15 protein-coding genes and 1 pseudogene are annotated in these 20,785 nt (G+C 73.8%); 8 read left to right on the forward strand and 8 right to left on the reverse strand.

The window, feature by feature from the left end; genetic code table 11:
- A pseudogene (locus ABZY57_RS26395) lies at window positions 1–2,945 on the forward strand (hypothetical protein); the annotation flags it as partial.
- A 115-nt stretch (window positions 2,946–3,060) separates the two neighbouring features.
- Here the strand turns inward: ABZY57_RS26395 and ABZY57_RS26400 are convergent.
- A complete protein-coding gene (locus ABZY57_RS26400) occupies window positions 3,061–3,528 on the reverse strand; it encodes a hypothetical protein (protein ID WP_356515963.1) in 468 nt (155 codons plus the stop codon).
- A gap of 360 nt (window positions 3,529–3,888) precedes the next feature.
- Between ABZY57_RS26400 and ABZY57_RS26405 the strand changes: the two genes are divergently transcribed.
- Genes ABZY57_RS26405 through ABZY57_RS26420 form a run of 4 tightly spaced genes read left to right on the forward strand, consistent with a single transcriptional unit; the run spans window position 3,889 to window position 8,575 of the window.
- On the forward strand, window positions 3,889–7,080 hold the full coding sequence (locus ABZY57_RS26405) for a nitrate- and nitrite sensing domain-containing protein (protein WP_356515965.1): 3,192 nt from the start codon (window positions 3,889–3,891) through the stop codon (window positions 7,078–7,080).
- On the forward strand, window positions 7,077–7,514 hold the full coding sequence (locus ABZY57_RS26410; RefSeq protein WP_356515967.1) for a roadblock/LC7 domain-containing protein: 438 nt from the start codon (window positions 7,077–7,079) through the stop codon (window positions 7,512–7,514). Before ABZY57_RS26405 ends, ABZY57_RS26410 begins: the two co-directional genes overlap by 4 nt.
- Before the next feature lie 10 nt (window positions 7,515–7,524).
- The gene (locus ABZY57_RS26415) at window positions 7,525–7,956 is read left to right on the forward strand and encodes a DUF742 domain-containing protein (protein WP_356515969.1); all 432 of its coding nucleotides are present in this window, start codon (window positions 7,525–7,527) and stop codon (window positions 7,954–7,956) included.
- Window positions 7,937–8,575 carry an ATP/GTP-binding protein gene (locus ABZY57_RS26420; protein ID WP_356515971.1) on the forward strand — a complete coding sequence of 213 codons (639 nt, stop codon included), beginning with the start codon at window positions 7,937–7,939 and terminating at the stop codon, window positions 8,573–8,575. The genes ABZY57_RS26415 and ABZY57_RS26420 overlap by 20 nt, the downstream gene beginning before the upstream one ends.
- A 197-nt stretch (window positions 8,576–8,772) precedes the next feature.
- On the opposite strand, the gene ABZY57_RS26425 is transcribed toward ABZY57_RS26420, so the two are convergent.
- From ABZY57_RS26425 to ABZY57_RS26440, 4 genes are read right to left on the reverse strand one after another with little or no spacing between them, the layout of a single operon-like run.
- Window positions 8,773–9,963, reverse strand: a complete 1,191-nt coding sequence (locus tag ABZY57_RS26425) for a lipid-transfer protein (RefSeq protein WP_356515973.1) — start codon at window positions 9,961–9,963, stop codon at window positions 8,773–8,775.
- Entirely contained in the window at window positions 9,960–10,418 is a 459-nt protein-coding gene (locus tag ABZY57_RS26430; protein ID WP_356515975.1) for a zinc ribbon domain-containing protein, read from the reverse strand. The genes ABZY57_RS26425 and ABZY57_RS26430 overlap by 4 nt, the downstream gene beginning before the upstream one ends.
- A gap of 43 nt (window positions 10,419–10,461) precedes the next feature.
- Window positions 10,462–10,842, reverse strand: coding sequence for a DUF962 domain-containing protein (locus tag ABZY57_RS26435; protein ID WP_356515976.1), 381 nt, complete (start codon window positions 10,840–10,842; stop codon window positions 10,462–10,464).
- Between the two features lie 13 nt (window positions 10,843–10,855).
- Complete coding sequence (locus ABZY57_RS26440) at window positions 10,856–11,521, reverse strand: M15 family metallopeptidase (RefSeq protein ID WP_356515978.1); 666 nt, start codon at window positions 11,519–11,521, stop codon at window positions 10,856–10,858.
- A 254-nt stretch (window positions 11,522–11,775) separates the two neighbouring features.
- On the opposite strand from ABZY57_RS26440, the gene ABZY57_RS26445 reads away from it, so the two are divergent.
- Window positions 11,776–12,294 carry an NUDIX domain-containing protein gene (locus ABZY57_RS26445; RefSeq protein ID WP_356515980.1) on the forward strand — a complete coding sequence of 173 codons (519 nt, stop codon included), beginning with the start codon at window positions 11,776–11,778 and terminating at the stop codon, window positions 12,292–12,294.
- Between the two features lie 45 nt (window positions 12,295–12,339).
- Here ABZY57_RS26445 and ABZY57_RS26450 read toward each other — a convergent pair whose 3' ends face one another.
- Window positions 12,340–14,844, reverse strand: coding sequence for a glycoside hydrolase family 31 protein (locus ABZY57_RS26450; protein ID WP_356515982.1), 2,505 nt, complete (start codon window positions 14,842–14,844; stop codon window positions 12,340–12,342).
- Between the two features lie 239 nt (window positions 14,845–15,083).
- On the opposite strand from ABZY57_RS26450, the gene ABZY57_RS26455 reads away from it, so the two are divergent.
- Together ABZY57_RS26455 and ABZY57_RS26460 are read left to right on the forward strand one after the other, a co-directional pair.
- Complete coding sequence (locus tag ABZY57_RS26455) at window positions 15,084–17,063, forward strand: acetoacetate--CoA ligase (protein ID WP_356515984.1); 1,980 nt, start codon at window positions 15,084–15,086, stop codon at window positions 17,061–17,063.
- 70 nt (window positions 17,064–17,133) lie between these two features.
- The gene (locus ABZY57_RS26460) at window positions 17,134–18,051 is read left to right on the forward strand and encodes a hypothetical protein (protein ID WP_356515986.1); all 918 of its coding nucleotides are present in this window, start codon (window positions 17,134–17,136) and stop codon (window positions 18,049–18,051) included.
- A gap of 84 nt (window positions 18,052–18,135) precedes the next feature.
- Here the strand turns inward: ABZY57_RS26460 and ptsP are convergent, their stop codons facing one another.
- A complete protein-coding gene (gene ptsP, locus ABZY57_RS26465) occupies window positions 18,136–19,806 on the reverse strand; it encodes a phosphoenolpyruvate--protein phosphotransferase (RefSeq protein WP_356515988.1) in 1,671 nt (556 codons plus the stop codon).
- Between the two features lie 74 nt (window positions 19,807–19,880).
- Entirely contained in the window at window positions 19,881–20,330 is a 450-nt protein-coding gene (locus ABZY57_RS26470) for a PTS glucose transporter subunit IIA (RefSeq protein WP_356515990.1), read from the reverse strand.
- Window positions 20,331–20,785: the final 455 nt, after the last annotated feature.

Raw genomic sequence — 20,785 nt, forward strand, 5'->3', positions numbered from 1 at the left:
AACTCACCGCCGCCCGCGCGGCCGACGCCGCCGACGCCGCCGAGGCCGCCCACGACGCCGAGTACCGGGCCGCCGCCTCCCTCGCCGGGGCCCCGCGCCTGGCCGCCCTTCTGGGCCTCCCGGACGCCCCGGGAGCGACCGGGACCGGTGATGTGTCCCAGGGCCCCTCCGGGTCCCCCGCGCCGGGCCGACCGGGCGCAGACGCGGCTCCCGCCGCCGGGCTCACGGTCGCCGACCTCGACCGGGGCGCCGACGAACTGCGCGAACTGCTGACCCGCGCCGTCGCGACCGCCGAACGCCAGCTCTTCGACCTGCGCACCGCCGCCGCCGACGACTCCCGCATCCTCGGCGCCCTCGGCGACGGCGGCCTGCTGCCGCCCGGCCCCGACGTGCTCGCCACCGTCGAGTTCCTCGGCGAACACGGCATCCCGGCCCTCCCCGGCTGGCGCTACCTCGCCCAGTCCGTGGACCCGGCCGACCACGCAGCCGTCCTCGCCGCCCGCCCCGAACTCGTCGACGGCGTCGTCATCACCGACCCCGACACCCACTCCCGGGCCCGCGAGGTCCTCTCCGGCGCCGCCCTGCTGCCCCGCTCCACCGTCGCCGTCGGTACCGCCGCGGCCCTGCTGGCGCCGGTTCCCCCGGCCGGCGACGCCACGGGGTCCGGCATCTTCATCGTCCCGCCGAACCCGGCCATGCACGACGAACACGCCGCCGACGAGGAGCGCCAGGCGCTGCGCGCCCGCGCCACCGCCCGCGACACCGAGATCCGGGAGCTCGCCGCCCGCCTGTCCGGCGACCGCGAACTCGCCGCCCGGCTCCTCTCGTGGCGCACCGGCTGCCCGCCCGGCCGCCTCACCGAGCTCGCGGAGCAGGCCGCCGCCGCCCGCGGCTTCGCCGAGGAGACCGACGCCGAGCTCGCGGAGGCCCGTACCGTACGCGCCGAGGCCGACGAGGCCGCCGCCGACGCGGCGCGGGTCCGCGAGGAGCGCCAGGACACCGCCCAGCGCGCCCGCCGCGTCGCGGACGCCCTCGCCGGTCTCGCGTACCGGCTGCGCGAGCGCGCCGGCTGGCAGGCCAAGCTGCGCGAACTCGCCGACGACGCCGCCGAGTCCGAGGCCCGCGCCGAGGCCTGCCTCGACCGGGCCCGAGCCGCCGACGAGGACCGCCGCGCCGCCCAGCGCGCCGCCGACGACGCCCGCCGCACCGCCCGCGCCCTGCGCGCCGAGCGCGCCGAGATCGCCGGAGCACCGGATCCGCTGCCCGAGTCCCCCGCAGGGAACGGGGCCACGGCCAAGGCGCCGCTCCCCGCCCTCCGCGAGGCCTACCGCGCCGCCTCCCAGCTCTACGAGAAGGTCGGCGTCGGCGCCGACCTGCGCTCCGAACAGGCCCGCGCCGAGAGCGACGAGTCGGTGGCCCTCGCCGAACTCGACCGCCTCACCAACAAGGTCCGTACCCGCGCCGCGCAGCTCCTCGAGGGCACCGACGGGGCCGACGGCCCCTCCCGGCAGGCCGCGGCCGCCCGCGCCGAGGCCCTCGTGCAGATGCTGGAGACCCGCGCCTCCACCGCGAGCGAGCAGCTCGGGCGCCTGCGCGGCGAGGCGGAACGGCACGCCCCCGCCGAGGGCGGGGCACACACCGAGCTGCCCGAGGAGCTGATCCCCGACAACGTCGAGGACGCCCAGGCCATGCTCCGCACCGCCACCGCCCAACTCGCCGCCCACACCGCCGCGGTGGAGTCCGCCCGCGCGGCCCACGCCGACCTGCTGCGCGCCCACCGCACCGCCGAGGAGGGCGCGGGCGGCTTCGACGAGACCGCGGCCATGCTCCGGGACCTCCTGCGGGACCACACCCACCAGGAGGACGAGCAGGAGCCCGTGGCCCACCCCGGCAGCCTGGAGGAGGCCCGCCAGTCGGCCACCGAGGCCCGCCGCTCGCTACGGGCCTGCGCCGCCGACCTGTCCGCCGCCGAGGCGGCCGTCCGCGAGGCGAGCGACATCCTGGTCCGGCACGCCAACGCCAACCGCTACGAGCAGGTACGCACCCCCGCGCGCCAGCAGATCCGCGAACTGCCCGCCTCCGCCCTGCCCGAGCACGCCGCGGCCTGGGCCGTGGCCTTCGCCCCCCGGCTGCGCGTCCTCACCGACGAGCTGGCTCAGCTGGAGCGCAACCGGGACAGCATCGTGGACCGGCTGCGCGGGCTCGTGGAATCGGCCCTGGCCACCCTGCGCTCCGCCCAGCGCCTCTCCCAGCTCCCCGAGGGACTGGGGGAGTGGTCGGGCCAGGAGTTCCTGCGCATCCGCTTCGAGGAGCCCGACCAGGCCACCCTCACCGAGCGGCTCGGCGAGGTCATCGACGAGGCGACCCGCGCCGCCGTGAAGAAGAACAGCACCGCCTCCTTCGGGGAGGGCCGCCGCGACGGCATGTCGCTGCTCCTGCACGGGGTCCAGGCGGCCCTGGAACCCAAGGGCATCGCGGTGGAGATCCTCAAGCCCGACGCGGTGCTGCGCGCCGAGCGGGTCCCGGTCGGTCAGATGGGCGACGTGTTCTCCGGCGGCCAGCTGCTCACCGCCGCGATCGCCTTGTACTGCACGATGGCGGCGCTGCGCAGCAACGACCGGGGCCGCGACAAGCACCGGCACGCGGGCACGCTCTTCCTCGACAACCCGATCGGGCGCGCGAACGCCACGTACCTGCTGGAACTCCAGCGGGCCGTCTCGGACGCGCTCGGCGTCCAGCTGCTGTACACCACCGGCCTGTTCGACACCACGGCCCTCGCCGAGTTCCCGCTGGTCATCCGGCTGCGCAACGACGCCGACCTGCGCGCGGGGCTCAAGTACATCAGCGTCGAGGAACACCTCCGACCGGGCCTGCCCCAGCAGTTCACGGACGGGGAGACGATCCACGGCGAGATCACGGCGACCCGCATGTACCGCCGCAGCTGAGCCTTTCCGGCGCGCCGGGCACCTTCCCGGCGCGCTCGCCCGGCTCGGCTCTGGCGGGCCGGCGCGCCGGGCGCAGGCCCGCGGAACCACCGCGGGGCACCGGCGCCAGGGCGCCTCAGCCGCGCCCCGTACCCGTCTGCGGCGGCCAGATGCCGGTCGCCTCGCCGCGTGCGGGCCTGCGGGGCGGCAGGGGAGGCGCGGAGCGGGCCTCCCGGCGTGCCGTGCGGCGCTCGCGCCGCCGGTCGCGCGCCGTACTGCTGGGCTCCGAGAGGACCCCGTAGCGCTGGTTCCACGTCTGCCGGGTGATCAGCACGTCGAGTACGCCCCACGTGGCCACGACGACCCCCGCTATCGAGCACAGCGACAGCGGAAGCGCCAGCCAGGAGCCGGTGACCGTCAGGAAGAAGGAGATCGTCGCGGCCGTCAGCGTCACGGCGACGATCAGCACCGCCCGCACGGCGGACGTCCGCACCGGGTCCGGCATGCGCCTGCGCCCCGCCGGCTGGTCGACCCACAGGGCCCGTCCCCGCTGAGCCCCGGGCCCCGCGTCGTCGGCCCCGTGGCCCTCGTACCTCTTCGCCATGGTCGGCTCCCTCCCCTCCACGCGGTAGCTCATGCCCGCCCCGAACAGGTAGACGCACGGAGGGGCCGATAGATTCCCGTTTCCCGGACGCGCCGGGCGCCCCGAAGTATCGCGGAACGAAGAATTCCAGCCATCCATTCCGCGACGGGGACCGAGGCCCCACCAAGTGTCATCTGCCACATATCGGGCCGCACTTCACGGGAACTAACGGACAACTCGTGATCTTCGTCCGGGGGTCAGGCCGAAAACGTCCGGACAGGTCTTCGAAGGTTCGCCGTGGCAGTAGTAGGCTCACGCCGTTTAAATGACGGAACACCAACCCCCGGTAACGGGGTTGAGCTGGGGGAGGCTGGGGAGGCCATGCGCTTTCGCGGGAAGTCCATCCGCCGGAAGATCGTGGCGTTGCTCCTTGTGCCGCTCGTCTCCCTGACCGCCCTCTGGGGCTTCGCAACGGTGATCACCGGCCGGCAGGCCGTCCAACTGCTCGGTGTCGCCTACGTCATCGACAAGGTCGGCTACCCGGTCGAGGACGTCGTCCGCGTCATCCAGAAGGAGCGCCGCCAGACCCTCGTGGTCATCGGCGACCCGCGCGCCTCGAGCGCCAACAACGAACTCCTCGAGAGCCGCGCGGCCACCGACGCGGCGGTCGAGAAGATCTCCGCCGACGCCAAGGACCCCGAGGTCGCCGACGAACTCGACCCGGACTCCACCCGGCACCTGAGCTCCATCCTCGAAGCCTTCCGCAGCATCGGAGCGCTCCGCAGCGCGGTGGACGGGGGCTCCCTCGACACCAACCAGGCACTGGAGCTCTACAACCGGCTCGTGGACCCCTGCTACGAGTTCCTCATGAACCTCCACGCGCTCCAGGACGTGGAGATGGACAAGCAGGGCCGCGCCCTGGTCGGCATCACCCGCGCCCGCGAGACCCTCTCGCGCGAGGACGCACTCGTCGCCGGGGCCCTGGCCGCCCGCCACGTCAGCCAGGCGGACATCCGCAACGCCTCCGACTTCGTGGCCAACCGCAAGCTGCTCTACGAGTTCAACCTCGCGATCCTCCCGGCCGCCGACCGGGAGCAGTTCGAGCAGTACTGGAACAACCCGGAGAGCCGCGCCCTGCGCGAGGCAGAGGAACGATTCCTCGTCCAGGGTCCGACCCACAGCCCGCGCAACGTGACCCCCGCCCAGTGGGACGCGGCCACCGGCAAGGTGCTCGAGGACCTCGCCGTCATGGGCACCGCCGCGGGCGACCGCTACCAAGAGCGCGTCGAGCCCGTCGCCATGGACGTCCTGGTCCAGGCCGCCCTCGCCGGGGTGCTCGGGTTCATCGCCCTCATCGTCTCCCTCGTCCTGTCCATGCGCATCGGCCGCGAGCTGATCCGCGACCTGTCCCGGCTCCGCAAGGAAGCCCACGAGGTCTCCGGCATCCGCCTCCCCGGCGTGATGCGCCGCCTCGCCGCGGGCGAGCACGTGGACGTGGAGACCGAGGCCCCGCGCCTGGAGTACGAGAAGGACGAGGTCGGCCAGGTCGGCCAGGCCCTCAACTCCCTCCAGCGCGCGGCCATCGAGGCCGCCGTCAAGCAGGCGGAGCTCCGCCGCGGGGTGTCCGAGGTCTTCGTCAACCTGGCCCGCCGCAACCAGGTGCTGCTGCACCGCCAGCTCACCCTGCTCGACACCATGGAGCGGCGCACCGAGGACACCGAGGAGCTCGCCGACCTCTTCCGCCTCGACCACATGACCACCCGCATGCGCCGCCACGCCGAGGGCCTGGTGATCCTCTCCGGCGCGGCACCCTCCCGCCAGTGGCGCAAGCCCATCCAGCTGATGGACGTCGTACGGGCCGCCGTCGCCGAGGTGGAGGACTACGAGCGCATCGAGGTACGCCGGCTGCCGCGCCTGGGCATCGCCGGCCCGGCCGTGGCCGACGTCACCCACCTCATCGCCGAACTCCTGGAGAACGCGACCGTCTTCTCCCCGCCGCACACGGCGGTCCAGGTCCTGGGCGAGCGCGTGGCCAACGGATTCACCCTGGAGATCCACGACCGCGGCCTCGGCATGACCCCCGAGGCGCTCTTCGACGCGAACCTCCGGCTCAGCGAGACCTCCGAGTTCGAACTCTCCGACACCGACCGGCTCGGCCTGTTCGTCGTCAGCCGGCTCGCGCACCGGCACGAGGTCAAGGTCCGCCTCCAGATCAGCCCCTACGGGGGCACCACCGCGGTGATCTTCCTCCCGGTGGCCCTGCTGACGGAGGCTCCCGAGACCAACGGCACCGGCATCAGGCTGGCCGGCGGCAAGGCGCTCGGCGGACCCGTGGGCGCCACCCGCCCGCGGGCCGTCGCCGAGAGCGGCTCCGCCGACCGCCGGCTCCCGGCAGGCGCCGAACTGCGCGGCCCCGTCGAGCTGGAGGCCCCGATCGGCATGCTGGGGCTGGACGAGCCCGTCCCGGCCCCGGATGACGCCCCCATCGGCATCACCGGCTCGGCCGGACCAACCGGGCGCACTGGGGTCTCCGGAGCCAAGGGCAGGCCCGCCATGGCCACCCTCGACGACGAGACCCCGCCGAACGGCATCTCGCGCAACTCCCTGCTCGGCCTGCGCCCGGCCGGCCGCCCGCACGCGGACCGGTACACCGATCGCGGCGGTCCCCGCAAGGGCGACCGCATCGCGGACCGCATGGGCGACCGGGCAGCGGACGGCTCCGGCGACCGGACGGGCCTCTGGAAGGGCGACCGGTCCGCCGACGCCCCCGCCGAGCGGGGCGGCGCCCGGCTCGGCGACCGCGACCCGGGCCGGGACGGCCTCCGCGACCGGGACCGGAGCCACGACCGCGGCCGGGAACGCCGCGACCACCGCGACCGCGAGCGGGAGCCCCTGCCGCCCACCGGCCCGGTCCGCCTGGAGCCGGCACGCGCGGACTCCGCCCGGCCCGATGGCGCCCGCTCGCCCGGCGCCGTCCCGCTCCCGCGCCGCCGTCCCGCCCCGACCCTGGTGGCGGAGCACGGCCGCCGCGTGGAGCCCCGTCCCGTCTCGGCGGTCCCGGACCCCGCGCAGGAGGCGCCGGTCCCGAACGGACCGGCCCACCCCGCGGCGGCACCCTCCGGGGCGACCCTGCCCCGCCGGATCCGCCAGGCCAGCCTCGCGCCCCAGCTCAAGGACGCCCCGGCCCCGTCCCCCGCCGAAGCCGCCGCGGACCCGGCGGCCGACCGCGACGCGGAGGACGTGCGCCGGCGCATGTCCTCGCTCCAGCGCGGCTGGACCGCGGGCCGCGACCACCACGCGCGGCAGCAGGCGGCGCAGGCGACCGGGGCGGACCAGGCCGCGCAGGCACAGCGGACAGCCCCGGCACAGCAGACAGCCCAGACACAGCAGACCACGCAGGCACAGCAGGCAACGCAGGCCGCGCACGCGGAGCGGGCGGCACGGACCACGCACGCCCGGCAGGCCGACCCGACGCGGCCGGCGCGGCAGAACGCACCACACCAGCCCGTGACCGAGGCCGGCACCCCTGCCGCCACCGGTCCCGGAAGCGAGAACGAAGGGGACGGTCGATGACCGCACCGCAGTCCGGCAACGACACCAGGGGCCGCGGCTCCGGCCCGCTCAACTGGCTCCTCGACGAGCTCGTCGACCGGGTCGCCAGCATCCGCAAGGCCGTGGTCCTCTCCGGCGACGGCCTGCCCACCGGAAGCTCCAAGGACCTCACCCGGGAGGACAGCGAGCACCTGGCCGCCGTGGCCTCCGGTTTCCACAGCCTCGCCAAGGGCGTCGGCCGCCACTTCGACTCCGGCACGGTCCGCCAGACCGTGGTCGAGCTCGACGAGGCGTTCCTGTTCGTCATGGCGGCCGGCGACGGGAGCTGCCTGGCGGTGCTTGCCGACGCCGACTCCGACGTCGGCCAGGTCGCGTACGAGATGACCCTCATGGTCAAGCGGGTCGGTGACCACCTGGCGACCGCCCCGCGCACCGGGCTGCCAGCCGGAGGGTGAGTCGGAAGGCATGAGCGATCCAGGCCAGGACCACCCCGCCCACATCCCCGCCGCCTCCGACGCCATTGGCGACCAGTGGTTCGACGACGACGCGGGTCCGGTGGTGCGTCCGTACGCGATGACCCGCGGCCGGACCAGCCACACCGGACAGCACCGCCTCGACCTGATCGCGCTGGTGGTCGCGGAATCCGCCGCCGAAGACCCGGTCTGGGACACGACCTTGTCGCCGGAACACGCCGACATCCTCGGGCTCTGCCTGCTCCGCCCGCAGTCCGTCGCGGAACTCGCGGCCGAACTCGACCTCGCGGTCGGGGTCGTACGCGTCCTGATCGGCGACCTCGTCGACGACGAACTGGTCCACGTGACCCGGCCGGTCCCCCCGGCCGAACTGCCCGACGAATCCATTCTGCGTGAGGTGATCGATGGCCTTCGGGCGCTCTAGCCGCACCGGCGCCATGCATGCCGTGACGCCGGTCGAGCCGCTGACCCTGAAAATCCTGGTCGCGGGCGGTTTCGGGGTGGGCAAGACCACCCTGGTCAGTGCGGTGAGCGAGATCAGGCCGCTGCGGACGGAGGAACGCCTCTCCGAGCCGGGACGCGGCATCGACGACACCGGGGGAGTGGAGGGCAAGAGCACCACCACGGTGGCCATGGACTTCGGCCGCATCACCCTGCGCGAGGACCTCGTGCTGTACCTGTTCGGCACCCCCGGACAGAACCGCTTCTGGTTCCTGTGGGACGAGCTGGCCCAGGGATCGCTCGGCGCCGTGGTCCTCGCGGACACCCGGCGGCTCTCCGACTGCTTCGCCGCCATCGACTACTTCGAACGGCGCGAGATCCCCTTCTTGGTGGCCGTGAACTGCTTCGACGGAGCCGACCAGTACCCCGTGGTGGTCGTACGGGAGGCTCTGGACCTCACTCCCGAGGTCCCGGTGCTGCTGTGCGACGCACGGGACCGGGAGTCGGTCAAGGACGTCCTGGTGGGGGTCGTGGAGCACGCGATGACCCTGGCCAGGGCCCGCCGCCAGAGCCTGACGACGGGGGCCCAGGGCCCGGCCTGATCCGAGAGCACGGCCCCGGCCCCGGGCCGTGACATGGAGGCGGCCCGTACCCCCGCCGACTGGGGTACGGGCCGCAGCTCTCATGGGGGGATCCGGGGTGCCCGTCGCGGAGCGGGACCGTGGAGAGAGTGTGAACCCGCCGTCCGGGGCCGTCAAGCGTTCGGACAGCAGCCGCTGCTCATCGCCGCACGGGGGCGCTAGCGCACCGCGACGACCGCAGATCCGTGCCCGAACAGCCCCTGGTTGGCGGTGATTCCAGCCCGCGCACCCGCCACCTGCCGCTCCCCGGCGGTGCCCCTCAGCTGCCAGGTCAGCTCGCACACCTGGGCGATGGCCTGGGCCGGCACCGCCTCCCCGAACGACGCCAGTCCGCCGCTGGTGTTGACGGGGATCCGCCCGCCGAGCGCGGTCGCGCCCTCCCGCACGAGCTTGGCCCCCTCGCCCTCCCCGCACAGGCCGATGTCCTCGTACCACTCCAGCTCCAGCGCGGTGGACAGGTCGTAGACCTCGGCGAGCGAGAGGTCGTCCGGCCCGAGCCCCGCCTCCTCGTACGCCGCCCGCGCGATCGAGGCGCGGAAGGAGCCGGGAGCCGGCGCGGCCGCGGTCACCGAGTCGGTGGCGATGTCCGGCAGGTCCAGGACGGTCCGGGGATACGTGGGCGTCACCGTGGACACGGCCCGGATCCGCACCGGGTCCACCGCCCCCCGCGAGCGCGCGAAGTCCATGCTGCTCAGCACCAGCGCCGCGCCCCCGTCGGAGGTGGCGCAGATGTCGAGGAGCCGCAGCGGATCGGCGACGATCGCCGAGGCGGCCACCTCCTCGGCCGTCACGGCCTTGCGGTAGCGGGCGTTCGGGTTCAGCAGCCCGGCCGCCGCGTTCTTCACCTTGACCTGTGCGAAGTCCTCACCGGTGTCCCCGTAGAGGGCCATCCGGCGCCGTGCGTACAGCGCGAAGTACGCCGGGTTCGTGGCCCCCAGGACCCGGAAGCGCAGCCAGTCCGGATCGTCCGGCCGGTCCCCGCCCGCCGGCGCGAAGAACCCCTTCGGGGCGGCGTCCGCCCCGACCACCAGCACCACCTCGGCCAGCCCGGCCAGGATCTGCGCCCTGGCCGCGCCGATCGCCTGGGCGCCGGACGCGCAGGCCGCGTACACGCTGGTCACGCGCGCGCCCTGCCAGCCCAGCGCCTGCGCGAAGGTGGCCCCGGCCACGTAGCCGGGGTACCCCGACCGCACGGTGTCGGCCCCCACGATGGACTGCACGTCGGTCCAGTCCAGCCCGGCATCGGCCAGCGCGGCCCGCGCGGCGGCCCGCCCGTACTCGACGAAGCTGCGACCCCATTTGCCCCACGGATGCATGCCGGCCCCGAGGACGGCGACATCGGCGCTCACCGCTCCACCTCCACGGGCCGGAAGTTCCAGGTGGTCCAGGCCGTGCCGTCGGCGTCCACGTTCAGCACGCCGCCGACCACCTCGACCTCCATCCCGACCGCCAGATCACCGACGCCCACCCCGGGCGCCGTCTGCCCGAGCACGACCATCCCCTCGGCCTCCAGCTCCACGGCGACCAGGGTGTACGGGGTCCAGGGCGCGTCAGGGTCGGACACGTACGGCGCGGGCGGCCGGTACCGCCCGTCCGTGTAGGACCAGACCCGGCCGCGCGGGGAGAGCGGGGTCTCGGCGAGCTCGCCGCCGCCCGGGCAGTGCGGATTGCGGCAGTACGCGTCCTCGCGCGGGAAGAACACGGCGGCGCAGGCGGAGCACCGGGTGCCGAGCAGGCGGAACCCGCCGTCCGCGTCGTCCCCGGTGAACCACCCGCCGACCACGGGTGTGCGTGTGCGTTCCAAGACCCCTCCCGAAACCAGTACCTGACGAACCGTCAGGAGTCTGTCAGGGAACGAGCGGGAGCGCACCCCCGGGAACGCACTCCTCGCAGGGGTTCTCCGCGAGCCACTTCCGCGCGATCTCACCGAGCTCGGCGTCCCGCCCGGCCAGCATCATCCGGATCATCTGCGCGTCCCCGCGCAGCGACCACCCCGGATTCCCGAAGCTGGCGGGGTTGTTCCCCTCGATCAGGAAATGCGCCGGCCAGGCCGTCCCGTACCCGATCACGGGGAGCGCGGCGACATAGCGCTTCCGGCCGCGGGCCAGCCCGTAGACAGTGAGCGCGAGACCGGTGAGCGTTCCGGTGAGATGGATCCAGCGGGTGGCGGCGCGGGAGTGCATGGCGACGTAGTAGGGCCAGAACTCCTCGTACGAACTGAATGTCATGCGGGCACGGTACTCAGCGCTGAACGGAGGCGACAGAGACGGGAAAATCGAAGTACGTGTCCGGGAACGCCTCCGGTGCGTACGTGAAATGCCACCACTCCTGCGGCAGGTTCACGAACCCCTGCGCGCCGAGCAGGCGCCCGAGCAGCTCCCGGTTCCCGCGGGCCGCACCCGTCACCCGCGGGCTGTCGGTGTGCGCGAGCGGATCGAAGAAGTCGAAGGGCGTCCCCATGTCGAGGGGCCCCCGCCCGAGGCGCGTCAAGGTCACGTCGACGGTGCTGCCACGACTGTGCCCGGACCGCTCGGCGATGTACCCCTCGGGGATCAGCCGTTCCTTGGCCACGTTCGGATAGAACTCCGCCTTGGTCCCCTGATCCGCCCCGTCCCGGGCCCACCGCACGAACCGGTCGACGGCCCGCTGCGGCCGATAGCAGTCGTACACGAGCAGCGAGTACCCACCGCGCAACGCCTCCCGCTGCGCCCGCCGCAGCGCCTCGGCGGCGGGCCGGGCGAGCAGACAGACGGGCTCGTCGTAACCGTCCACGACCGCACCGGTGAAATTCCCGGAGCTGGCGTACCGCATCTCCTGCCCGATGCTCGCATCCACCTCCCCCACCACGGCGAACCCCCCACCCGACGCACCCCACCCCGCGGAATCCCCGCGGCCCGAACCCCCCACCCCGGACCCGCCCACCTGCCCGGACCCACCCACCACCCCGAGACTTCCACCCGTCCCCTTACCCCCCACCGACCCGGGCACGGCCACCGCCCCGGGACTTCCAGCAGCCCCAGGGCCGCCCACCGGCCCGGGCGCGGCCACCGCCGCAGGCGTGACCGCCGCCCCGGGCGCGGCCATCGCCGCCAGCACCCCCAGCGTGCCCACCCATCCCGCAACGACCGCCATCCGCATACCCCTTGGCATACCATCGCCGCATGCCGGCGCACCTGAAGGACTCGCACTGCTCCGCCTGTGGAGCCCTGTTCGATTCGGCCGACTGGCCCCGTACCTGCCCCTCGTGCGGCGCGGTCGCCTATCGCAACCCCCTCCCGGTCGCCGTCGCCCTCCTCCCCGTCGAGGACGAACTCGGCACCGGCCTGGTGGTCATCACCCGCACCATCGAGCCCGCCCTCGGCGGCATCGCCCTGCCCGGCGGGTTCATGGACTTCGGCGAGGACTGGCGCGAGTCGGTCGTCCGCGAACTCCGCGAGGAGACCGGCATCCACGCCCCGGCCTCCGAGGTCGCCCTCGCCGACACCCTCAGCTCGCCGGCCGGCCACCTGCTCGTCTTCGGCCTCCTTCCCGTCCGCCCCGCCGCCTCCCTCCCGGCATCGACCGCGACGGACGAAACCACCGGCTGGCACGTCCTGCGCGGCCCGCAGCAACTGGCGTTCCCGCTCCACACGCAGGCCGCCGATGCCTGGTTCGAGGGCCGGTACACCCACCCGGCTTGAGCCGACCGGTGCGGCCCGCCCCGGTCCGCCCCGCCCCCGCCCTGCTCACAGCCCTCGCAGCACCACCCCCTCCACCCGTTCCCCGGCCTCGTCCTCCACCACCACCGCGTCCCCGGCCCACCGCACCACGTACCGCTCCACCTCGCCCGGCTCGAAGCCCGGCCCGGGGTCCCGGATCACCACCCCGCCGCCCGTGCGGCCCCGCGCCGGGGCCCACGCCTCCAGGGCCACCGACCCGTCGGCCGCCCGCACCGGCAGCAGCGATCCGGCCCGTGCCAGCACCGGGATCCGGTCCGCCGGGGCGTCCAGCAGGATCTGGCCCGGCCCCTCGTACGCCCGGCCCGTCACCGTGTCGTACCACCGCCCGCGCGGCAACCGCACCGCCCGCCGGTCCGACCCGCACTCCAGCACCGGAGCCACCAGCAGGGCGTCACCCAGCAGGAACGCGTCTTCGCAGTCCCGCAGCGCCCGGTCCTCCGGCGCCCCCCACCACAGCGGCCGCACGTACGGTGCCCCCGTCCGCCGCGCCAGATGGGCCAGCGTCACGAAGTACGGCCGCAGCCGCTCCCGTTCGGCCAGGACGGCCCGCGCGGCACGGGTGGTCTCCTCCCCGAACTCCCACGGCTCCCGCCGGCCCGCCCAGATCGCCGCATGGGTCCGGAACAGCGGCAAGTAGGAGCCCAGTTGCAGCCACCGCAGATACAACTCCGGTGACGGCGAACCCCAGAAGCCGCCGATGTCCGGCCCCGAATACGGCACCCCGCACAGCCCGAGACCCAGGACCAGCGCCAGCGAGGCCCGCAGCCCGTCCCAACTGCTCTCCACATCACCCGACCACGTGCCCCCGTACCGCTGCATCCCCGCCCACCCCGACCGGGAGAAGAGGAAAGGCCGCTCGGCCGGCCGCAGCCGTACGAGCCCCTCCCAGCCCGCCCGCGCCATCGCGAGGGCGTACACGTTGTGCGCCTCCCGGTGGTCCCCGCCGGCCCCGTCCAGCGCGTGCCGCGCCGAGCGGGGGAGCGTCCGGCCCCCGAACGGGGCGAAGGAGACCGGCTCGTTCATGTCGTGCCAGACCCCGGCGAAGCCCTGCGCGAGCCGCTCCTCGTACAGCCCGCCCCACCACCGCCGCACCGCCGGATCGGTGAAGTCCGGGTACGCGCATTCGCCCGGCCACACCTCGCCCCGGACCTCCCGCCCCGCCGCGTCCCGTACGAAGGCCCCGTGCGCGCCGACCGCCAGCCCCGAGGCGTGCACCGCGTCGCCGGTCTTCACCGCCGGGTCGACGATGGAGACGAGCCGGACGCCACCGTCCGCCAACTCCTTGGCCAATCCTGGAAGGTCGGGGAACCGCTCGCGGTCCACGGTGAAGACCCGGTGGCCGTCGTAGTGGTCGATGTCCAGATGCACGGCCGACAGCGGCAGCCCGTGCCCGGCGTACCCCGCCACGATCCGCCGCACCTCCGCCGCGCTCCCGAACCCCCACCGCGCGTGCTGGTACCCGAGCGCCCACTCCGGCGGTACGGCCGCCCCGCCCGTCAGCCCGGACCAGCCCTGCAGCACCCTCCCGGGCGGCCCCACCAGCACCCAGCACCGCAAAGGGCCGCTCTCCATGCGCAGTTCACAGGAGCCGGGGCGGTCCGCCCCCGAGCCCGCGCCCTCCTCGCCCTCCCGCAACACCACCCGTCCGTCCCAGGAGTTGTCGTGGAAGACCAGGTGCGTGCCCGCGTCCGCGACCACCAGCTGCACCGGCATCGTGATGTACAGCGGGTCCTCGCCGGACCCGGACCCGAACCCGCCCCGGGGATCGGTGTTCCACAGCCGGTAGCTCCCGTCCCGCAACCGCGGCCCCACCGGCCGCCCGCCCAGCCCGAACACCCGCGCGTCCGCCGCCACCTCACTGCGCAACAGCCACCGGGCCCCGCCCACGCGGCCCGCTGCGCCCGTGCCCTCCGCGTCACCCGTCACTCCGGCCGCGCCCGGATCACCGGCGGCTCCCGTACCGTCCGCTCCACCCCCGCTGCCCGCCGGGGCGCCCGGCCTCCCCGGACCTGCCGGAGCACCCGGACCCCCCGCGGCCCCGGCGGAGCCGACCGGCTCCCACCACCGCGGCGGCAGATCCCGCCGCAGCACCGCCCCGCCGGGGGTGCGCACCTCCACCGCCCCGTGCCGGGACACCGCCACCGTCACGCGCTCGGACACCACCCGCCACCCGCCGTCGGTGTCCGGTTCCAGCACGGCGCGCGGATCGGGCTCCGGCCCGCTGCCGACCACCGCGTACGAGGGCGTCGGCGCGGCACCGTCCCAGCCCCAGAACACCGCCCCGCCCACGGTGACCCGGACCAGCAGGTCCGATCGGGTGAACCGGAGCACCCCACCACCGGGCCGGGGCTCCGTACCGGTCAGCAGCCCCGGCACCCGCGCCCGCTCCGCGCCCCGCGGCGCGAGCCCCGCCGCGTCCACGCGCCGGTTGCGCAGGGCCGAGCGCCAGGCGCGCCGCCCCCGCTCGCTGCCGAGGTCCTTCACCGCACGCACCAGCCCACGACCGTCCATGGCGCCCACCCTGCCACCGCCACCCGGCCCAGAAGGCGCCGTTCAACTGCCGTTCACCCGCAAAAGGATCACAGCCGACCGCCGAGGGCGGCTCTGGTGCGGATGTCGATCACATGGCATCGTCCCTGTGAGCCCCCGTGCGCACACCCCGCGCGCGATGGCACCGTACGAACACCAGACGCCACACACCACGACACGCCCACGAGGCGCGAACCGCAGACGTGACCGGGAGCCGACGCATGACCGCAGCAGCCACCCCCTCCGAGCCCCTCTGGTCCCCGGGCCCCGACCGGATCGCCGCGGCCCGGATCACCGCCTTCCAGGCCTGGGCCGCCGAACACCACGGCGCCCCCGCGGACGGCGGCTACCCGGCCCTGCACAGCTGGTCCGTCGACGCCCTGGACACCTTCTGGCAGGCCGTCGCCGAGTGGTTCGACGTACGCTTCACCACCCCGTACGAGGCCGTCCTCGCGGACCGGTCCATGCCGGGCGCTGTCTGGTTCCGGGGTGCCACCCTCAACTACGCCGAGCACGCCCTGCGCGCGGCCGAGGACCCGGCCCGCGCCGCCGACGCGGCGCTGCTCCACGTCGACGAGACCCACGAGCCCACCCCCCTCACCTGGGCCGAGCTCCGCCGCCAGGTCGGCGCGCTCGCCGCCGAACTGCGCGCCCTGGGCGTGCGCCCCGGCGACCGGGTCAGCGGCTACCTCCCCAACATCCCCGAGGCCGTCACCGCACTGCTCGCCACCGCCGCCGTCGGCGCCGTCTGGACCTCCTGCGCCCCCGATTTCGGCGCCCGCAGCGTCCTGGACCGCTTCCAGCAGGTGGAGCCGGTGGTCCTCTTCACCGTCGACGGCTACCGCTACGGCGGCAAGGAACACGACCGCCGCGAGACCGTCGCCGAACTGCGCGCCGAGCTCCCCTCGCTGCGCGCGGTCGTCCACATCCCGCTCCTCGGCACCCCGGCCCCCGAGGGCGCCCTCGCATGGTCGGACCTCACCTCGGGCGAGGCCGAGCCGGTTTTCGAAGCGGTCTCCTTCGACCACCCGCTCTGGGTCCTCTACTCCTCCGGCACCACCGGCCTGCCCAAGGCCATCGTCCAGTCGCAGGGCGGCATCCTCCTCGAACACCTCAAGCAGCTCGGCCTGCACTGCGACCTGGGCCCCGAGGACCGCTTCTTCTGGTACACCTCCACCGGCTGGATGATGTGGAACTTCCTCGTCTCCGGCCTGCTCACCGGAACCACCGTCGTGCTCTACGACGGCAGCCCGGGCTTCCCCGACACCGGAGCCCAATGGCGCATCGCGGAGCGGACCGGGGCCACGCTCTACGGGACCTCCGCCGCCTACGTGATGGCCTGCCGCAAGGCGGAGGTCCACCCCTCGCGCGACTTCGACCTCTCCGCCGTGAAGTGCGTGGCCACCACCGGGTCCCCGCTGCCGCCCGACGGCTTCCGCTGGCTCCACGACGAGGTGGCCGACGACCTCTGGATCGCCTCGGTCAGCGGCGGCACCGACGTGTGCAGCTGCTTCGCCGGCGCCGTCCCCACGCTCCCGGTCCACATCGGCGAGCTCCAGGCCGCCTGCCTGGGCACCGACCTCCAGGCGTGGGACCCCTCCGGCAAGGCCGTCACCGGTGAGGTCGGCGAGCTCGTCGTCACCAATCCCATGCCGTCCATGCCGATCCGCTTCTGGAACGACCCCGACGGCAGCCGCTACCGCGACAGCTACTTCGAGATGTTCCCCGGCGTCTGGCGCCACGGAGACTGGATCACGATCACCGACCACGGCTCCGTCGTCATCCACGGCCGCTCCGACTCCACCCTGAACCGCCAGGGCGTCCGGATGGGGTCCGCGGACATCTACGAGGCCGTCGAGCGACTCCCCGAGATCAAGGAATCGCTGGTCATCGGCCTGGAGGAACCGAACGGCGGGTACTGGATGCCGCTCTTCGTCCACCTCGCGCCGGGGGCCGTCCTCGACGACGACCTCCGCTCCCGGATCAAGGCGACGATCCGCGAGGAGCTCTCCCCGCGCCACGTCCCCGACGAGATCATCGAGGTCCCGGGCATCCCGCACACGCTCACCGGCAAGCGCATCGAGGTCCCGGTCAAGCGCCTCCTCCAGGGAGCCCCCATGGCCAAGGCGGTCAACCCCGGTTCGGTCGACAACCTGGACCTCCTGCACTTCTACGAGGAGCTCGCCCGCACCCGCGGCTGACGCGAGGGGCCACTGTCAGTGGCGATGATTACTCTGAGTGAGCAAGCGATCGCGCCACTCAGGGGGAACCATGCCACGCTCGAACGACACCGGAACCGCCACCACCACGGGCCGTCCGGCCCGCGCCGGCAGGCGCCGCACCCTGCGCCGCGAAGTCCCCAGCACCGTCGGCCTCCTGGCCGACGCCGGGGACTTCGCGGCCATGCGCGCGTACCGCAGCTTCGCCTTCGACGACCACCGCGACTACCTGGACCACGTGGACCGGCTGCTCCGCTCCCTCGCGGCCCAGGGCATCCACACGACCATCGCCCTCTTCGACCCGGAGGAATACGCCGACTACTGCGCGGACCGGGGACTGGACCCGGACACGCCCGGGTCCCGCACCCGCTTCACCGCCGCACTGGGCGGCGCCACCGGGGGCCTTCCGTACGCCGGCCAGCCCATCGACGAACTGGTCCCGCTCCTCGTGGACTCGGCTGTCCGGCAGGCCACCTGGGAGTACGCCAGCTCCCTGCTGGCCGAAGTGGGCCGCTGCGCCGACTGCGGGGAGGACATCGGGACCGCCTCCTTGGAGCGCGCCACCGAGGCGCTCCGGCGCCTCGTCGACCGGGCCGGCCCGGGCCACCACCACCTGGTGTGCAGTGTCCCCGCGCAACACGAACAGCTCGTCGCCGTGCTCCACGCCGACACCGGCCCGGGCGGCCGGCCCCAGGTGGACGGCCGCGACGGCCTGGACTTCGTGACCGTCCTCGCCGCAGGCCTGGCTCTCGGCGGGCCCGGGGGACTGGTCCTGCGCAGCACCCCCGAGGGCGGCCGCGACCGCGTGCACGGCTGGCGCCTGGACCGAGGCCGCCTGGTACCCCTCTCGGCGGCGGCCGTGTTCAACGCCTACTGCACCGACGCCGACACCGGAGACCCCGTGGGCCCCGAGCCCGGTGTCGAGTACTGCCCCGGGTACGAGGTGGACGAACCGGGCCCGCACCACTGAGCCGGGCGGGCGCCGCCCGCCCGCAAACGGCCGAGGGGCCCCCGCCACCGGCGAAGGCCCCTCGAACGTCAATCCCACATCCGACTACTCGCCGGACAGCACCGCCTGGGCGGCCACCCGGGCCTCCTCGGCGCTGTCCGTGGCGCGCGCGGCGGCAGCCGCACGCTCGCACTGCGCGAGGGTGTACTTGGCCAGCGTCGCCCGCACGTAGGGAATCGAAGCGGCACCCATCGAAAGGGAGGTGACACCCAGACCCGTCAGCACACAGGCCAGCACCGGGTCGGAGGCGGCCTCGCCACAGACGCCACAGCTCTTGCCCTCGGCCTTGGCGGCCTCCGCCGACATGGCGATCAGGTCGAGCAGCGCGGGCTGCCACGGGTCCTGCAGCCGCGAAACGGCGCCGACCTGACGGTCGGCGGCGAAGGCGTACTGGGCCAGGTCATTGGTGCCCAGCGAGAGGAACTCGACCTCCTGGAGGATCGAGCGCGCCCGCAGCGCGGCGGAGGGGATCTCCACCATCGCACCGAACTTCGCCTTCAGACCGGCCTCGCGACAGGCGTCCGCGAACGCCTTGGCGTCGGTGCGGTCGGCCACCATCGGGGCCATGACCTCGAGGTAGACCGGCAGTCCCTCGGCGGCCTTGGCCAGCGCGGTGAGCTGGGTACGCAGCACGTCCGGGTGCTCGAGCAGCGAGCGCAGACCACGGACACCCAGAGCCGGGTTCGGCTCGTCGGCCGGGGTCAGGAAGTCCAGCGGCTTGTCGGCGCCGGCATCCAGAACGCGTACGACGACACGACCCTCGGGGAAGGCTTCGAGGACCTTGCGGTACGACTCGACCTGCTTCTCCTCGGTCGGCGCCTGCTTGCTGTCGTCCAGGAAGAGGAACTCGGTGCGGAACAGGCCCACACCCTCGGCCCCGGCATCGACAGCGGCCGGCACGTCCGCCGGACCACCGATGTTGGCCAGCAGCGGCACCTTGTGGCCGTCGGACGTGGCGCCCGGACCCGAGGAAGCGGAGAGCGCGGCCTTGCGCTCGGCGGCCGCGGCCTCCAGCTCGGCCCGCTTCGCCGCGCTCGGCTCCACGAACAGGTCACCGGTGCTGCCGTCGACGGCGATGACCGTACCCTCGGCGATCTCACCGGCACCCGGCAGCGCCACGATGGCCGGCACGCCCAGCGCCCGCGCGAGGATCGCGCTGTGGCTGGTGGGGCCGCCCTCCTCGGTCACGAAACCGAGGACCAGCGTCGGGTCCAGCAGAGCGGTGTCGGCGGGAGCCAGGTCCCGCGCGATCAGCACGTACGGCTCGTCGCTGTCGGGCACACCCGGCATCGGCACGCCGAGCAGGCGCGCGACGATGCGGTTGCGCACGTCGTCCAGGTCGGCCACCCGGCCGGCCATGTACTCACCGGCACCGGCGAGCAGGTCGCGGTAGGCGGCGAACGCGTCGTACACACCGCGCTCCGCAGTGCTGCCGACGGCGATGCGCCGGTCGACGTCCGCCATGAGCTCGGGGTCCGTGGCGATCATCGCCTGGGCCTCGAGCACGTGCTGGGCCTCGCCACCGGCCAGCTGGCCCCGGGCGATCAGGTCGGCCGACACAGCTTCCACGGCCTGACGGGCGCGCCCCTGCTCGCGCTCCGCCTCGTCCGCGGTGATCTGCCTCGCCGGCGGTTCGAGAACCGCCGTGCCCATGTGCCGAACCTCGCCGATCGCCACACCGTGGCTCACGCCGACGCCTCGCAGCGTTGTCTCCATTTCACCTGTCTCCGATTGAGCGGCGGGTCCACCCGCCGCGTTGGATGTCCAGTTCGCCCGAGCAGGCGGATGCGTCACTGCCAGCCGAAGAGAACGTCTCCGGCCTTCATGTCTCCGGCCTCGACGACGTCGGTGAGGGAGTCGGCAGTCGCTTCCAGCGCCACGACGGGGCAGATGGGGGACTTGCCTGCGGCCTCGACCGCCGCCGGGTTCCAGCGGATGACGGCCTGGCCGCGCGTCACGGTGTCGCCCTTGTTGACGAGCAGCTCGAAGCCCTCGCCGTTGAGCTGAACGGTGTCGATGCCCAGGTGCGTGAGCACACCGTGGCCCTCACCGTCGACGACGACGTACGCGTGCGGGTGCAGGGAGACGACTACACCGTCTACGGGGGACACCGCCTCCGAAGGCTCGCGCACAGGATCAATAGCGGTGCCCGGTCCCACCATCGCGCCGGAGAACACCGGATCGGGCACTGCCGCGAGTCCGATGGCGGTCCCGGCAAGTGGGGACGTCACGCTGGTCATGGGGGCCTCCCAGGGGTGGGGCTTCATCGTGTCGCCGTCACTACCTGTCGCGAACGGCGTACTCTCCAGAAGGATAAGTCACAACATGTTCGGGTTCGCCCGATGTTGGTCCCGATCCGGACTGGTCCTTCGGCACGGAGACTAGTGGACTAGACCGGTGGACTAGACCATACGCCTGAATCGATTTGCTCGGGCCCCGGTGGGCCTGTACTGTCGTGACTCCCGCCAGGAAGCCCCGCGTGAACATTTCGCGAACGGCCGATGGACGGGACCCCTCCTCTCCGGTTCTGATCTTGACCCTGCCTTCTCTCCGTATGCCCATTCGGCAAAACGGAGAGTGGTCAGAGGGAAAGAAAAGGACTGATAGAGTCGGACTCGCCGGAAAGGGAAACGCGAAAGCGAAGAACTGGAAGGCGGAAAACAAGCGAGACTGACTCTGATAGAGTCGGAAACGC

The organism is Streptomyces sp. NPDC006450 (genome assembly GCF_040612195.1).
In the GTDB taxonomy this organism is placed as follows: Bacteria; Actinomycetota; Actinomycetes; order Streptomycetales; family Streptomycetaceae; genus Streptomyces.

What these genes read in the sequence shown, in the direction of transcription:
- ptsP (WP_356515988.1), bottom strand. Translation starts at nt 19,806, where the DNA reads ATGGAGACAACGCTGCGAGGCGTCGGCGTGAGCCACGGTGTGGCGATC.
- ABZY57_RS26420 (WP_356515971.1), top strand. Translation starts at nt 7,937, where the DNA reads ATGGCCTTCGGGCGCTCTAGCCGCACCGGCGCCATGCATGCCGTGACG.
- ABZY57_RS26460 (WP_356515986.1), top strand. Translation starts at nt 17,134, where the DNA reads ATGCCACGCTCGAACGACACCGGAACCGCCACCACCACGGGCCGTCCG.
- ABZY57_RS26445 (WP_356515980.1), top strand. Translation starts at nt 11,776, where the DNA reads ATGCCGGCGCACCTGAAGGACTCGCACTGCTCCGCCTGTGGAGCCCTG.
- ABZY57_RS26435 (WP_356515976.1), bottom strand. Translation starts at nt 10,842, where the DNA reads ATGACATTCAGTTCGTACGAGGAGTTCTGGCCCTACTACGTCGCCATG.
- ABZY57_RS26415 (WP_356515969.1), top strand. Translation starts at nt 7,525, where the DNA reads ATGAGCGATCCAGGCCAGGACCACCCCGCCCACATCCCCGCCGCCTCC.
- ABZY57_RS26470 (WP_356515990.1), bottom strand. Translation starts at nt 20,330, where the DNA reads ATGACCAGCGTGACGTCCCCACTTGCCGGGACCGCCATCGGACTCGCG.
- ABZY57_RS26455 (WP_356515984.1), top strand. Translation starts at nt 15,084, where the DNA reads ATGACCGCAGCAGCCACCCCCTCCGAGCCCCTCTGGTCCCCGGGCCCC.
- ABZY57_RS26405 (WP_356515965.1), top strand. Translation starts at nt 3,889, where the DNA reads ATGCGCTTTCGCGGGAAGTCCATCCGCCGGAAGATCGTGGCGTTGCTC.
- ABZY57_RS26400 (WP_356515963.1), bottom strand. Translation starts at nt 3,528, where the DNA reads ATGGCGAAGAGGTACGAGGGCCACGGGGCCGACGACGCGGGGCCCGGG.
- ABZY57_RS26450 (WP_356515982.1), bottom strand. Translation starts at nt 14,844, where the DNA reads ATGGACGGTCGTGGGCTGGTGCGTGCGGTGAAGGACCTCGGCAGCGAG.
- ABZY57_RS26410 (WP_356515967.1), top strand. Translation starts at nt 7,077, where the DNA reads ATGACCGCACCGCAGTCCGGCAACGACACCAGGGGCCGCGGCTCCGGC.